The organism is Erythrobacter sp. SCSIO 43205, assembly GCF_019904235.1.
GTDB lineage: Bacteria > Pseudomonadota > Alphaproteobacteria > Sphingomonadales > Sphingomonadaceae > Erythrobacter.
In genome coordinates this window covers 1,288,003-1,302,671 of record NZ_CP063202.1, presented here as the reverse complement: position 1 = coordinate 1,302,671, position 14,669 = coordinate 1,288,003, and the positions used below count along the sequence as shown (strand labels likewise).

The 14,669-nt window shown below is 58.9% G+C and carries 8 protein-coding genes; 1 reads left to right on the top strand and 7 read right to left on the bottom strand.

Annotation, left to right across the window (positions count from 1 at the left end; genetic code table 11):
• Nucleotides 1–6 precede the first annotated feature (6 nt).
• From INR77_RS06015 to INR77_RS06000, 4 genes are all read right to left on the bottom strand, one after another.
• Nucleotides 7–2,349, bottom strand: a complete 2,343-nt coding sequence (locus INR77_RS06015; RefSeq protein WP_223073025.1) for an ATP-binding protein — start codon at nucleotides 2,347–2,349, stop codon at nucleotides 7–9.
• A gap of 35 nt (nucleotides 2,350–2,384) precedes the next feature.
• Nucleotides 2,385–3,218, bottom strand: a complete 834-nt coding sequence (locus INR77_RS06010; RefSeq protein WP_223073024.1) for a phosphoadenosine phosphosulfate reductase family protein — start codon at nucleotides 3,216–3,218, stop codon at nucleotides 2,385–2,387.
• Nucleotides 3,215–6,370, bottom strand: a complete 3,156-nt coding sequence (locus INR77_RS06005; protein WP_223073023.1) for a hypothetical protein — start codon at nucleotides 6,368–6,370, stop codon at nucleotides 3,215–3,217. The genes INR77_RS06010 and INR77_RS06005 overlap by 4 nt, the downstream gene beginning before the upstream one ends.
• A 128-nt stretch (nucleotides 6,371–6,498) precedes the next feature.
• Nucleotides 6,499–7,428 carry a DUF4007 family protein gene (locus INR77_RS06000; protein WP_223073022.1) on the bottom strand — a complete coding sequence of 310 codons (930 nt, stop codon included), beginning with the start codon at nucleotides 7,426–7,428 and terminating at the stop codon, nucleotides 6,499–6,501.
• Nucleotides 7,429–7,444: 16 nt separating this feature from the next.
• Between INR77_RS06000 and INR77_RS05995 the strand changes: the two genes are divergently transcribed.
• A complete protein-coding gene (locus INR77_RS05995; protein ID WP_223073021.1) occupies nucleotides 7,445–8,668 on the top strand; it encodes a cysteine desulfurase family protein in 1,224 nt (407 codons plus the stop codon).
• A 191-nt stretch (nucleotides 8,669–8,859) separates the two neighbouring features.
• Here the strand turns inward: INR77_RS05995 and mobF are convergent, their stop codons facing one another.
• From mobF to INR77_RS05980, 3 genes are read right to left on the bottom strand one after another with little or no spacing between them, the layout of a single operon-like run.
• Nucleotides 8,860–11,769, bottom strand: a complete 2,910-nt coding sequence (gene mobF, locus INR77_RS05990; RefSeq protein WP_223073020.1) for a MobF family relaxase — start codon at nucleotides 11,767–11,769, stop codon at nucleotides 8,860–8,862.
• 46 nt (nucleotides 11,770–11,815) lie between these two features.
• On the bottom strand, nucleotides 11,816–14,140 hold the full coding sequence (locus INR77_RS05985) for a type IV secretion system DNA-binding domain-containing protein (RefSeq protein WP_223073432.1): 2,325 nt from the start codon (nucleotides 14,138–14,140) through the stop codon (nucleotides 11,816–11,818).
• Nucleotides 14,130–14,459, bottom strand: a complete 330-nt coding sequence (locus tag INR77_RS05980; protein WP_223073019.1) for a hypothetical protein — start codon at nucleotides 14,457–14,459, stop codon at nucleotides 14,130–14,132. Before INR77_RS05980 ends, INR77_RS05985 begins: the two co-directional genes overlap by 11 nt.
• Between the last annotated feature and the right edge of the window lie 210 nt (nucleotides 14,460–14,669).

Genomic DNA, 14,669 nt, shown 5'->3' with positions numbered 1-14,669 from the left:
TGTGCGCTATGAAGTCACAGTATATATAAATCGGTTGTATCGGCCATTTGGGTTCTCCTCTTCGAGGTCGAGTTCAAGCGCGCCGCCGTTGAATGTCGCACACTTGCGCGCGATGTAGAGGCCAAGGCCCCGACGTTTTCGCGTCTCCTTGAGCGAGAAGAACATATCGAAAATGTCCTCTGCATTGGCAGGATGAATGCCGGGCCCATTGTCCTTGAAATAGATCGTCGATGTCAGGTCATCGAGACTGATCGAAATCTTTGGGGCAAATTCAGCACTTTGCTGTTTCTCAAGGTCGAGCCAGTAGACCGAATTCGAAATCAGGTTCTCCAGAACCTGGACGACCATCCCTTTGACCGCCTTGATCCGAACTGGCGCGTCGCCCAGCTCGATGTCGACCGAGATATCGTGGCGCGCGAACTGGGTTTCATGCGCGTCGAGCGTTTCGCGAATGAGTTCGTCAAGCGCGAACCGTTCGGGCGCCTGCCGTCCCGATACGCTAAGCGGGTCGAGAACCCGGAGCCTTTTCGAGATGCTTTTCATGGCCGATCGCAGGCTTTCGATTCTGGTTCTGACATCTTCAGGGACGGATTTCGCCCGCAATGCATTGAGGTTGTCGAGCGCATCTTCCGATGTGCGCGCCAGTTCGTGTGCGACAATCTCGACCATGAGGCCGATCCCCGCCATGTCGAGCATTTGCTGTGCGTCGTTCTCGACCTCTTCGATCCGGCGCTGCGCGCGCCGCGCAAAATCGGAGACCTCGAAAAGCGTCATCTGCAGCCTGTCGATGGTTTCGCGCTCTTCATTCGAAGCCGTTTTGCGCAGCAGGTCGATCGATGTCTTCGCCCGCTTTTCCAGTTCCTTGATTTCGGTCTTCGCGGGCTCGAATTTCTCCCGCTTGGCTTTGAACTCCTGCTCAACCTTGAGCATGCGCTTGCGCAGCTGGTCCTGAATGCTGAAGCGGATGACCTCGAGCAGCGTCTCGTATTCCGGGGTGACGCGCAACCCTTCACGGTTGGTCTGGTCGACCAGCTCCGGATTGGCGACCCGGCCGATATCGACCTGTCCGATCAGCTGGATCTTGTTGAGCAGATATCCCTTGGCCATGAGGGCTTTGCGATCGAGGCCGAGCCAGTCGTCCTCTTCGCTGCCATACGGATAGACCCGGAAGCCATCGCGATACAGGCGGATGCCTGTCCACTGCCGATGGAAGTCCTTGATCTCGGTGGCTGTATGCTTGTCATTTCCCTTGATACGTCGACGGTTGTACCAATGCGCTTCGAAATCGAACTCGCCGACCGATTCAAGAGCGCCGCTTTCGATTCCGGTATCCTTGCCAGCGATCGGCCCGTAGAGGTCCGCGCCTTCGTAGATCTTGGTTTCCTCGATCACGGGATGGTCGAAACCCAGCTTGCGAATAACGATATCGAGCGTGAGGCGCGGCTTGCGATCGTCGATCTCATACCGGCCTTTTATGCTGGCGTGCGCTTCCTCCAGCAGCTCCGAGTCAAGCGCGGGTATTTTGATGCGCTCGCCGTTCCAGCGCAGGACGATGCGTTTGCGTGCGCGGCGCCCCGTCATCGGGGCGGTCAGCATTGAAAACTCGTCGTTGGCGAGAAGCTGAATCTTGTCCCTGGTCCAGTCGGAGCTCAGGCTCCCGATGGTTAGCCGCGTTCCGGACCAGGTGTCGTCTGGCTTGGCGTCTCCCTTGTGCGGGACAACCTCGATGTCTTCGAGCATCGCATCGAGTTCGGCGAACTGTCGCCAATCAATATCGAGAACATTGAAATGGGTATCGCTTTGCCGGGCCGATTCAACCTCGAGCCGTTCGCCGAGCCGCATGGCCGAAAGGCGCCCGATACCTTTCTCGCCGAGATAAGGGCTTTTGCCTTCTTTCTTGTCGACCACCTCCTGTACCGCCTTCTTTCGAGACGGCGTTCCGATAACGAGAAAGACGCGTTCGAGATCGTCAAGTGACATTCCCTCGCCGGTATCGGCGACAACGATCGAATTGCGCGCATAGATTGTCTCGAGCGCGTCCCGAAGATCGCTTGCTGTCGCGCAATCTTGTAAATCCTCGACGGCTTTGGCGTGCAGCATGGCAGCATCAGCATTGAGAGCCTTCTCGATATCCTTGCGGATCTTCTCGATGTCAGCGCCCGCGTCTTCGAGTTGGCGTTGGAACTCCCGCATTGCGCGACGGCCCAGAACGACATGGAAATCGATCTCAACGCCCCGTTTGGTGCCGGCATCGAAGCCGTTCTTAATCAACTCGTAAAACGCGATGATGTCCGAACTGATAAGTTCGGAGCCCAATTCCAATACTGCGCGGGCGGTAACTTTGAACATCAATTGCTCTTACGCATGAATTATCGGGCTTGTCATTACTTGTGGCAGGTCAGGCAGGCCTTGGCGCCGCCAGGATACAGATCATCGACATCGATCGCACTGTCGGGACGCAGCGGGTTCATGCGCGCACGCCGCTGTGCGCGCTCGATCCGCGCTGCATGATCTTTGCGGATCTGATCCCGGCGTTCATCGCGTTCGAGCTCCGCCAAGGATTCACCGTGGCTCCAAGTGAAGGGTGAGCCATGCTCGAGTGCACTTTTCTCATATCTCTTGGCTTCTTCGAACGCTTCGGGATGCCTCTCTCTCAATCTCACCCATTCGATCTTCTGCTGAAAGAAACAGAACGTGCATCCGCTGCGAGTGCGCCAGTCATAATAGCGTGGAAGACCAAGACCACTGCCTTCAAGGAGGTCGATTACCGCGGCCTTGTCTATACCGGCCTCTTTGAAGGGAAGCCGCGTCATCAAACGGTCCCGGCGGGACTGGTACCCTTCACGATATTCCTCGTCGCTCCGGATTGCGACATAGGAAATCACGGTATCGCCCTGATCGAGAAACGGACGTACCCATTGTTCGAAGGGCCGCAGTTTCAGCTGTCGCGTGCACCATCGGGACTGCGGCGAGGGCAGGTAGGTCTTGTAGGTTTTCAACCAGAAATCGAAATCCCGGTCCGGGTTGAGACGCAGAATGGCCTTGCCCAGATACCCCTCGAGCCTTGTCAGATATTCGTAGACTTCCGGCAGTTCCTTGCCGGTGTCTGTGAAGAAATAGTCGACGTCGATATCAGGATGGCGCTGGCGCATGTGGATGGCAAGCGCCGCACTGTCGCGCCCTCCGGAAAGACCCAGAACATGCCGTGTCGTGCTCACGCTTTCAGCCTCACACGAGGGTCGCTCTCGTCGAGATACTTCGAGGTCACTTCGGCCAGCGCGGCAAGGATGACCTCGCGGCGCCCGCAATCGCTTTCCAGCAAGGCTTTTTCGACAGTCCGTACAAGCGCTGCAACATTGCTGAAGTCGGCCTCGGCGACCTGATACTCGCCCACGATCGGCGAGGTGCGATCCTCATTCTGCACGATCAACGCAAGTGCGCGGCGTTTGTCCGGCTTCCCGTTGACATGCGCGAGCGCCTCGATGCGAAGAAATTTTGCGGAAAGTTCGGCGATGCCCAGCCCGGCTCGCTGGCGATCGGTGTCGTTCCAGTCTCGCGGCAGCTTGTCTGCCGCGATCGCAGCGAGACCCTCGACATCCTCGCGTGTGCCATGAAACTGGCTTAACCTGCCCACGAAAGCCTCGAGCCGCAGGTCACCAGCGATCTGCCGCACATTCTCTGCACGCGCGCGCAATTGAGCGTACGCCTCCTCATCCTCGCCCCGCACGTCGAGTTCGCGCAGCAAAAGTTCCTTAAGGCCCGCGAGCACCTTGGGATAGGCGGCGCGCAACTCAGCCATAAGGTCCCGGACAAGGCGCGCCGTCGCCGCAGCGTCCGGAACCTCGTGGCCTGTTTCGGCCGCTATACCTGGCAGATCGTCGAAGAGAAGCTTGTTGGGGTCGCTCGCACGCTTTAGCGTCTCGCGCAATTTGAGAGCCTGCGCGCTCAGAGCCTGCGTCCGCTTGGTCCACGGCACCAGGCGATCATAGTCTTCGACGATCGCCCGCGCGACAGCGAGCGGGCTATTGACACCTTCGAGTTGTATGAGGCCCGCAAGCGCTGCGAGTGTCGCACCGATGAAGCCGTCCAGTTCGATCCGCCGCAATCCGATATCGGATGGGTCGCGGGCGAGAAATTCCACGCACAGATCATTGAATTGTGCCTGAAACAGGCCATCGCAATAGCTCGCGACCCGGTCCCGTCTGCTGAGGATATATGCGACCAGAAAAACGGGCCCAAGACCACGCTTGAGGCCGATCGGCTCGGCTTGCCAGGCGTCGAGGATCTGCGCCCCATCAATCATTCCGTCAGCGCTTTCCAGCAAGTCATCTGCCAGCGCCCAGAGCGGGTGCAAATGATGATCTTCGCCGGGCGCCGAAAAACCTTCAGACCCGACCAATTCCTCATCATCGAGGAGCGAGACGAAAAGCCCGCGTTCGGCAGGGAAGTTCTTTCCACCAAAACCCAGCGCTTCCTTGCCCTCGTTGCGAACCATCGCTTTCATCAGCTTGGTGCGGGCGCTGACAGCGTTGGAAGAAGGCTCATCGCAATTGAGCAGCTCGTTGCGGATCGTCGGAGCGGCGCTGAGCCGGTCGGCCACCAAGGTCGATAGCTGGTCATTGAGCTCGCGCTTGGTTAGCTTGGTATGACGCTTGCCAGCGATGAACCAATCGCTGCTTTCGAGGGTGGCGGCCAGCTGCGTTTCGATCTCGCGCCTGAGATCGGCAATCCGGGCATCGATTTCGCGGCGAGCCACGGGATCGCCGCGCAGTTCGGGAAAACCGCCTTCCATTCCTTGCAGCGCGACCAGCTCTTCGCACCATCCAAGGATGCGGGGTGCCTCCAAAAGCAGGCCATAGGCGACCGGATGCTCCGCGCTTTCCCGTGATGTCCTTAGCAGCTTCTTAGCGAGCGACTGTGCGTTGAAACCTGTCGCCGGGAGCACCAGAACGATTTCGCCAAAATAGTTGCTCGCCAATTCGGGCAATTGGGCCAAGAGATCGGGCGTTGTCAGCCGCACGTCGAACCAGTGCATGGCGCCGGTTTCGATATGGTGCCGCTTGGCCAGAACCGGCTGCAGATCAGCGAGTGCGCGGATTGATTCGAGATCGACCTTGACCGGGCCGGCGAGAAGTTCCTCTATATGCGCATCGACATCGAAGTCCGAACCCGCATACATTCGGTATACACCGGCGTGTCGGCGGAAGACCACCTCAGATCGCTCCTTGAGGCGCAAAAGTGTGCTGCGGACATCTTTCTCCGGACACTCGTCCAACGCCACACACAACGTCGCTTCGTCAGCCACCAACCCGCAACGCCCCTGGAGAAAGTCGAGCAGCGCAATCGTTTTGAGTAAGCGCAACTCGGTCTGTTCACCGCCGCGCGCCATACAGCGCTCGAGCGCGTCCTGCCCGATAAGCCAACGTTTCGCATCGCTCGACGCCAATATGGCAGGCTCGAAATTGGCCTGGAGATAATCCCATAGCCGATCGGGCGGATAGTGGTCGGAATGGGGCTCGCCCTTCCCGAAATCCTGCAAGCCGAAAGGTTCGGCGGAATACAGGAAGGAGAAGACGCTGCGCTGGTTCTGCCCGAACTTGCGCCGCGACAGGGGCGGCAGCAAAAGCGCCGTGACCGGATGAAGCGGGTGGCAGCGCGCAAGGTTTTGCGAAAGCGCGGCAGCGACCGACTTGCTCGGTTCCGGGCGCATCGTGCCAACCGCTTTTTCGCAAAGCGGTCGAAGTTGAGAGTTGGCCCGTCGATGACCGAGGGCCTCGGCCATAAGGCCGATCGTTTCCTCGATAGTAATCGCGACCGAGATATCGACGAAGCGGCCTTGGATCTTTGCCCAAGTGTCACGAGTGGCCCGCTCCAGACGAGCGGCATATTCTTCGAAAGACTGGTGAAGGATGCCGATTACGATCAGACGACCCTGCGCGCGCGAGGCGCTTTCCGCGAGGTCCTGCAGCAGATGGATGTCGCCGTCGCCCTCGGCGGCGGCTTCAAGGCCTCTGCCAAGTTCGTCAAGGACGATCAGCGCGCCGCCCTCGTCGGCGCGCTGGTTGATCGCAGAGAGTATCTCTTGCGACGTTGCAGTGGAGGCCAGCCCGAAGACTTCGGCGAGTTGCGCGGCAATCGACCGGCGCTCAACGACAAGTGCGGCGACTTCGGACGTGCCGGAGAATTCTGGAATGGCTTCGGTCAGTTCGCTCACTGCCTTATCGCCCAAACGCGCGCTAGCGGCATCGACGACTTCAGGCGACGATTGAAACAGGCTGGCGAAGGCGAGGGCGAGGCTCGATTTCCCCCCGCCATAGGGGCCGGTCCACGTGAAGGCTCCCTGGCCGGTGTCAGCGATATGGGCAGCCATGAAGCGCAGCACGGCCCTGAACGACGGAGGACAATGAAAATCTTCGAGTGCGCTACGAGACCCCAGATCGCTATCGATCCGGATCGAACGGCGGAACCGCGGAACGATCTCGTGTGCTCGCATCGCCATCATGTGACCCCCAGTGCCGCGAACAAAGCGGCGATGCGTTGCTCCCGATCGGTCCGCTTGAGCCTGATGATCTGTCGTAGCCCCGCCGTCTCCGACCAAGCGAGACAGCCGCCGCTCGTTTCTTCGAGCCGTTCAAGTCGACCGAGCAACGCATCGGGTTCGATCAGGAACACCCGTCCGGGGGATCCGGCAGCATAGGCTGCGCTTTCGAAAGACAGGGTTTCCTGGTCGGCGGCGATGCAGTCCCAGAATTCTTCGAGTGCAAATCCAAAAACTGCTGGAGGCAGCGAAGCCTGCGTTCCGCGACCAAGCCGAGAACGTTGGCGGTCCATCGGAACGATCAGGCCTAGCTCGGCCAGCACCGCTTCGCTTACCTCATTGCTTCCTCGGCCCCCGGCATAGTTGCGGATATGACATTGCAGGTCGCGCTCGACCGTTGTCTCCGAAACCCGCGCCCACTGGCGCGCATTGGAAAGTCGCATCAGCTCACCAGTCAGTTCCTTGCGCAGGAAAGCGGCTCCACTGAACTCATTAAACAGCCAATAAGGCGTTGTAAGCCTTGGCGAACTGCAAATGTTCCAGTGCAACAGCCAAAGCGATGCATCGTCCTCAAGATAGCGATCGCTCCCACCGGTTGAGAGTAGGCCGTCACCCGCCCACCCGGGAACCACGCCTTCATCTGTTTCGACAATGACTTCAGTGGCGAGTGCCCAGAAACGCATCGAGGCCACCATGTTGCGGCCAACGCCGAACCGAGCGATCGACTCTTTGTCACGAAAAAGCCGCGCCCCATCGGCGGGTGTCTCGCAGGCCGCGACTGAGTCATAAGCCTTTTGCAACCAACCATGCCGTAGTGGGAAGGTTTCGTGGCCCGAAAAGCAGGGGCGATATTCGCTTTGCCTGAAGGTTTGTAGCTGTAAATGTTCCATCTGGGCCTATCCACCAGTGCGCCAATCGGGCTATAGGAAAGACTGGAGGAACCGTCCAGTAGGGAGAGAGGCAATTCGCGTCGATGGTACGATTTATGCCGACTATCAGGCGGCAACACCGACCGATCCGCGCGTGATCTCTGCGATGACCGAGGCCATGCGGGATCTCTTCGCCAATCCACATTCACAAGACCATGTCCTCGGATGGCGCGCCGCGCAGGCGATCAATCAGTCAGCCGAGCGAATTGCGGCCTTGGTCGGCGCCGAAGGCGAAGAAGTCATTTTCACTTCCGGTGCGAGCGAAGCCAATGCGATGGCCATCGCGATGGCCATCCATGTCAGTCGTCGGTCTGAGCGCGATACGCTCGTGATATCCGAAGGTGACCACGGATCGCTGCGACAAGCGGCGCTGGAAAGTGCTCTGAATATTGTGGAAATTCCGTTGGATAGGGACGGGGCTCCTGATACCGCGAGATGCGAAGAGCTCGTGTCGGATCGCACCGCAATGATTTCCGTCGTGGGCGTCAACAACGAGAATGGTGCGATCGCCGATCTCGAGGCAATCGGCAAGATCGCTACAGATAAGGGTGCGATCTTCCACGCTGATCTAGCGCAAGCTCCTCTTGCGTGCACGCTTACGATGGAGAGTGCCAGATTAGGATGTGCGACGCTCTCTTCGCACAAGCTTTATGGGCCGAAGGGGATCGGCGCATTTGTCGTGGCAGACCCCCTGCGTGATTTGGTTCGACCGCTCTTTCGCGGTGCGGGTCAGCAGGATGGAAGGCGCGGCGGCACCGTCCCGACCGAGCTTTGCGTCGGCTTCGGAGAAGCCTGTAGGCTCGTCCTCGACGCCTATCAGGACGAGCGTGAGCGGATCGGAGCGATCCGCGATGCTTTTGTCGGCGCGATCGGACAAAATGGTGTGGGAGAGCTTATCGGCCCGCGCGGCCCGCGCCATCCAGGAAACGCCCTGATGCGATTTCCGGGAATCTCCTCAGCGGACCTTCTTGGACAATTGCAAGCGCAAGTGGCGGCGTCGACGCAAGCGGCCTGTTCGAGCGGTTCGATCGAGCCGTCCCATGTGCTTCTCGCCATGGGACTGAGCCGCGAACAGGCAGGTGAATGCGTCCGTTTCAGCTTCGGGCGCTTCTCGGACGAAGCGCAGGCCCTTGAGATTGCCGCTATCGTGTGTGAAACAATCAAACAAGGCGCTACACTTCGCTCGGATCGCCCAGAGTAGCATCTTATTCATGGTGCTTTGCTCAAGATCCGCAGCGCTCATTACACTGCCAGTAGAGGACGGTTACGTTTTATGATGCCCGAAGAAGGCAGAGAAGCTATTGCGTTCAAGTAAAGTATGCGAACCGACAACTACTTTTGGCGCTGCGCACATAACCGACTAAGGCCTGAAATTGGGGCGCAAAGCTGACGTCAGATCCCAATATCGAGTGTCTTGCTCTTCGTACGCGTAAGTTCTTTCTCGACTTTCGGCTGATCGCGCTTGGGCTGGTCAACGGACAAGCCCTTTGCCGCAGCAGCTCGAAGCCTCTCAGTCACTTCAAGGGCCGATGCTTTCTCACCTCTGTTTCGAGACACCGCTGCGCCGAGCTTTCGTGTATTGTCGATCACGAGGGTGAGGTGATCGCGAAGCCTGGTCACCGTTACAAGGAATGTTTTCTGGTTCGAGAGATTGCGCTCGCGGCTGTCCATCACCGCGATCCCGCGGTCGGATGTTAGACCCTGCGCCATATGGGCGTTGAGTGCATAGGCAAGATCGATCCGTTTGAGCATCGGATCGCCTTTAGCCAGCGTAAGTTGCTCGCCGCTTGAGGTTTCGACGGTGACCTTTCCTCGGTTGATCGCCACCACCCTAGCCTGGTCGGCATTGAAAAGGCCGCGTTTGTGATCGTTGCGTGTCCAGCGTATTTTGTCTCCCTCATGGACCTCGAGCTTCCTCTCTTCGAACAGAGAGAGGCTGTCATTCGCTTGGCCCGTCTTGAGCCGGGAAGGATCAAAGCTGAAACGCCTGCCGCGCTTGTTCACCACGGTCACGTTCTTGGAACCGCTAAGACCATCCAAAATCCGATATTCTCCCGGCATTAGGCCGAGCGTCTTTTCTCGCCGCGAGACCTCCAGAACGCGGCCTGCTTGATAGGAGGCGCGATATCGCAGTTCTTCGCGCGTGCTGTTCACACGGTCGAGAACGCGTAGCGCCATCTTGCCTGGTCCGTTTTCGCGATTGGCGAGGAGGCCGGTCTGGACGGCCTCGTTGACGGCTGAGCGCATTTTGCGTCCCGATGCATAGATCGCTGTCCGATCACGCTCGGATTCTGGCAGAGAAAGCCACTGTTCGGCAGCTACAATAGCGCCATCACCCTTTGCCTCAATCGTGTAATCCCTCAGCTGCACCAATGCATTTTTGACATCGCCCTTCTGGGCAGCAGCCTGAGCTTCGCGGACGACAGGATCTCGTGCGCGCAAATTGGTGTTCATGTCTGCCCGAGCAATTCCTGCCTTTTGGAGCAGGGCAAAGGGCTTGCCGGCATCGACCGCACCCAATTGCTTGCGATCACCCATCAGGACGAGCCTATGCACACCGGCAAGGTTTGCCAGCCGGACCAGCTTTTCCTTGTCCTCGTTCGAGACCATCGAGGCCTCGTCGAGCACCAGAACATTGTCCTTGAGATCCGATTGCGCTTCGGTGCGGAGAGCGAGGTTCCCCGGCTCGTCGAGCAGCTTCTTCCAGCCTCCGAGGAAGCGCGCCAGCGTTTGCGAGCCGATACCGGTGTCGCGTTCGAGCATCTGGACCAGTGTATTCTGGATCGCGAGCCCGACGACCTGCCGGCCCTCCTCGCGCAGGACCTGTGCAACAGGGGCCAAAACGCTGCTCTTGCCCGCTCCAGCAATGCCCTGGATCGCAACGGTTCGGTCCTGTGAAATCAGGATCAGTCGGGCAGCCGACAGCTGGCCGTCATTGAGACGAAATCCGTGACCAATCTCGGCCGATGCCTGTACCCGATCCTCGGCCTCTTTCGGTGAGAGGGCAGATTCCGCTTCGCCTTTTCCGGCCTCGACCTCGGCGATAATGCGTTGCTCGGTCTCAATGGCATCACGTGATGCAAGCCAACCTTTGTGATGGCCCTTCCCGGCAACAAGCTGGCCTGTGCGCACGAGCGCGCGAGTGCGCTTTTCGACGTTTGCAATGGTGGTCGGCAATCCGAAATCCAGCGCCGTCTTGTAGAGCGCTTCGCGTTCGAAAGCCGCTTCGCGCTGCGACAGATGGCGCACGGCCGAGGCGACAGCCTGCGCGGCGGCGATGCTCTGTTTGTCCTCCTTAAGCACCGAAGCCGGAACGAGCGGGTCTGCGGTGGGACTGCGCACGTGCGCTGCAAATTGCCTGAGAAGCGCACGTCCTTTCTCGACCAGGGAGGTAAGAGCGCTTCCCGGCATACCGGCTTGCGCAGCACGTCCGCGCGCGCGCTCTATGATTGGAGAGAGATCAAGTCCGATCGATCTTGCGGTCTCATCCCAGACTTTGCCGAGCGTGTCCCGATCCTCGATTCCCTGCTTGGCAGCGCGTGTGTCGAGCGCTGCGATCCGGCCGGCTTCAAGCCCCGGCCCACGCCGCGCTTCGAGCACCTCCTTTCGTCTCGAAGAGAACGCCATGACTTGGTCGCGGGAGACCCCTTGCGCCTCGAAATTTCCGTGCTTGAGGGTTGGCCCCGGTTCATAACCAAGCTTTTCGACTGCCACGCGAAAGCGCGCCATCGCAATCGAATTGAGCGTAGTATTGAGCTTCCAAAGCCGGTCGTTCTTGAGGGTTCGCCACTTGCCATCCTTGCCTTGCGTCACGTTTGCGATGACTGCGTGGAAGTGGAGGTTGGGCTCCTGGTTGCGGTTGGTGTCGTGCTGGAACAGACCGATCGCAAGGTTGCTGGTCGGTTGGGTAAGAACCTTGCCAGCCTTCACAATGCGGGTTTCTGAGGCGTTTGTCTCGGCCCATTTCAGCGCTTCGGCGACAGCCTCGCGGTAGGCGGTGACAATACGTTCGTCCTTGCCGACAAGCGCGAGCAGCGACCAGCTCTTGGGCACGGAGAATGTAAGATCGGTGCCCGGTCGATGCGCTTGTCCGGAATTGCCAACGCTTGTTTCATCGGGCAGCTCGCCGCGCAGCAGGGCGTCGAAGGCTTTGGCATCGACCCGCCCTTCCAGCCCAAGCCTCTTGGCGCCCTCACCAAGCCATACGCCCGAACGGTCGGCATCCGCCTTGGCATAGTAATTGTCGGACGCGAAGTAGTTGGCCGCCGCTGAGGAGGAGCGGACATTGGCAACAGAAAGCATTGGTTAGTCTTCGTTCAAGACCCCTCGCCCTCCCCTGTGCCAGCGATCAGATCTCCGGATCCACGTCACCCAGATCATGATCGTATTTGTCATGGGCCGCTCCACCGAGAAGCGAACGCTGCTGTTCTTCCTGAAGTTTTCGGTCGGCAATTCCACGCTGATTATCGTCGCGCTGCCGAGCATCAGGATCGGGCACATCGCTGCGCGGTGAGCCTTCGCGCTCATTCGCAGCGTTCTGCGCCACCTCTTCCCCATTTGGCTTGTCCGGAAGCAGAAGTTCGCCCTGGCGTCGATCCTCCGGCGGGCGGTGCCCGACCTTTGGTTGGGATTCATCGACCGCTTTAATGTGAGCCTGTATTGCCTGCTTGTTCGTGGCCTTTTCTGCCTCATCCCAAACCTTCGGTCCGCTCTTCGAGTTGACGTTGGCTGATCGCGAGGGCTGTCGTTGCGGCTTGTTCCGGTCCTTCATCTTGCGCGGATCACCCTCGTCGCCGTTGCTGGAAGCGCCGTCATCCGCACTCCCATCTTTCGTGTCGGCGGTAGTACTCGCCGAACCGCCTGGCGGTGTTGTGGTGGCAGCGCGCGCAATGAAACCTTCGGCTCGTCGAGGCCAATCGCGCGGGGACAAGGTGACAGGCGCTGCCGGAAAACCATCGGGAAATTTGATAAACCCTTCGAGGCTCCTGAGGCCCATGAATTCATCGGGCAGCAGAAGCGGCACAACCTGCCGGCGTGGTGTCAGGCTGACCGCATCGCGGGCGTTGTTGTAGCCATAGCTGTAGCCCTCCTCCATCTCGCGAACTTCCCGGTGGCCGATAATATCCGAGCACCATGTGGCGGTCTCACGATCGGCAGTAGCCAAAATCAACTTGGTCCTTGCAAGCGACGACAGAGTCATCGCCATGTTCTCGCCATAGACCTCCTTGAGCTTGGCAAAAGTGTGGACGCCCGTGACGATCGCGCCCCCGAAGTTGCGCGCGGTTTGCAGGCCCTTTTCAAGCGAGGGTAGACGATGGAGCGCGCCCAGTTCGTCGATCAAGAACCATAGCCTCAATTCACGCGTCCGCCGTCCAGTCATGAGCGTGTTTATCGCTGTGTCGAGCCACAGCGTGAGCAACTGCGAGAGAACTGTCATGTCGACATAGCGCGCTGACAGGAACAGCAGCGATCCTTCCTCGCACTCACCTGCAACCCATTGACGGACCGAAAACTGCTCTCCTTTGTCTGGCAGCATCTGCATCGCCTTGGCGTTGACGTTGAACACCGCACGGACCGATTCCGCCATTCTGGCAGCGCTGGGCGTGCTGATCGGCCCAGCCATCGTGTCTTCTACCAGGCGATGCAGATCGGAGAGATCGGCATTCATCAACTCGTTAGCGAGCGCGGCATTGGTTCCGCGTCCTGCCTCCTTCAACTTGATGCATGTCTCGACAAACAAGGTGCGCGCGGCGAGCACCCAGAACTGTTCAGAGCCTCCGCCATCATGAGGCACGAGCGACTCTGCCGCCGCATGAAATTCAGCGCGCGAAGTGCAATCGTCAAACACGCTCCAAGCAGGACACCGCTGATCGAGCGGGTTGAGGATGATGTCGCGTTCGGGTTCGTAGAAGGTCTCGATAAAGGCACCGGTAAGGTCGAAGATAACCGCGCGCTCTCCCCTTTTCCCGATCTCCGAAACGAGTTCGGTGAGGGCAACAGTCTTGCCCGTACCTGTCGTGCCAACGAGCATGGTATGGCTTTGTTCGCGGCGCCAGGGCCAACTGACACCGGCTATATGAGCGGGCGAGTAGAGGCCTGCCGATTGCAAGACAGTTGTCCCAGCAAATCGCCATTTCCAGCCAAATGAATTTCCATACTCACGGGCGCGTTCGACCCGGTTGTGCTGCCCGATTTCCCGTTCGAGTTCGGATAGCGTTGCGAGCGAAGCGCCGCGGACATGCTTCCTTTGTTTGGAGCGTTCTCCGAAGTGTTCTGCCACCCACCAGAAGAGGACAAACACCGGCGCCAAAACAAGTCCCGAGGTGACAAGCGCGTCCTTCACCGATGCCTGAAAAAGAGCCATCGCTTCGCGCATTGGCGGATATTCGGTGATCACCGAAATGGGGAAGGCAACCATGCTTCCATCGGCGAGCTTCAGGTTCACAAGCTTGTCTGGATCGAACTCCATAAAGCCGTATCCCGACGCATAGATGTGCATCCAGAGAAGATAGGTCTGATGGTCACTCAGCGTTTCTGTGACTTCCCAGTAGGTGACGCCCAGAACGACCAGTAATGTGACGATCAAGGGTCCTTTCAGGCCCGCTGCAAACATGAAACCGAAGTGCCCTAGAAGCTGGCTGCCGCGGGTAAAATTGACCAGATTATGCTTCATCGCTGCCTCCCGCCGGACGGGGAGCAACGAGCCCGAGACGTTCAAGCCTGCGCTGGTAGGCGGCGACCGTTCGATCGCGAAGATCGGTTTCTGGATGGTGCGTTAGCAGGGCGTCGAGTGCGACCGTGATGAAGATATTCTGGCGCACCGGATCGGTCGCGGGTGTCCGCAAATCCGCCTCGTTGGCGCGGTTCCAGGCATCGAAGATACAGTCTCCGATGACTATGCTTGAACTGACATTGCGCTCGCGCGCCTGGTCCCTGATCCAGTCAGCGATCAGGGGTGTGACATAAGCCACAAATCGTTTGTCTCTAGGCATAAACCCAAGCTCCTTGTGTCTCAAAGAACCTGGCTCACCCTTCGAAAGGCAAGTGCCATTCTATGCCAGTAGCCAAGGTGTAGGAAATCGAAAACTTTCTTCTGAAATTCCGCGACTTACATCAATTTGGACCAGTTCGGCACAGTCAGGATTGCAGCTGGACCGAGCCTGGCACAGAAGCGGACACCTCCCGTTTGCGCCGGAATTGCG

What these genes read in the sequence shown, in the direction of transcription:
- INR77_RS06015 (WP_223073025.1), bottom strand. Translation starts at nt 2,349, where the DNA reads ATGTTCAAAGTTACCGCCCGCGCAGTATTGGAATTGGGCTCCGAACTT.
- INR77_RS06005 (WP_223073023.1), bottom strand. Translation starts at nt 6,370, where the DNA reads ATGGCTGCCCATATCGCTGACACCGGCCAGGGAGCCTTCACGTGGACC.
- INR77_RS06000 (WP_223073022.1), bottom strand. Translation starts at nt 7,428, where the DNA reads ATGGAACATTTACAGCTACAAACCTTCAGGCAAAGCGAATATCGCCCC.
- mobF (WP_223073020.1), bottom strand. Translation starts at nt 11,769, where the DNA reads ATGCTTTCTGTTGCCAATGTCCGCTCCTCCTCAGCGGCGGCCAACTAC.
- INR77_RS05985 (WP_223073432.1), bottom strand. Translation starts at nt 14,140, where the DNA reads ATGAAGCATAATCTGGTCAATTTTACCCGCGGCAGCCAGCTTCTAGGG.
- INR77_RS05980 (WP_223073019.1), bottom strand. Translation starts at nt 14,459, where the DNA reads ATGCCTAGAGACAAACGATTTGTGGCTTATGTCACACCCCTGATCGCT.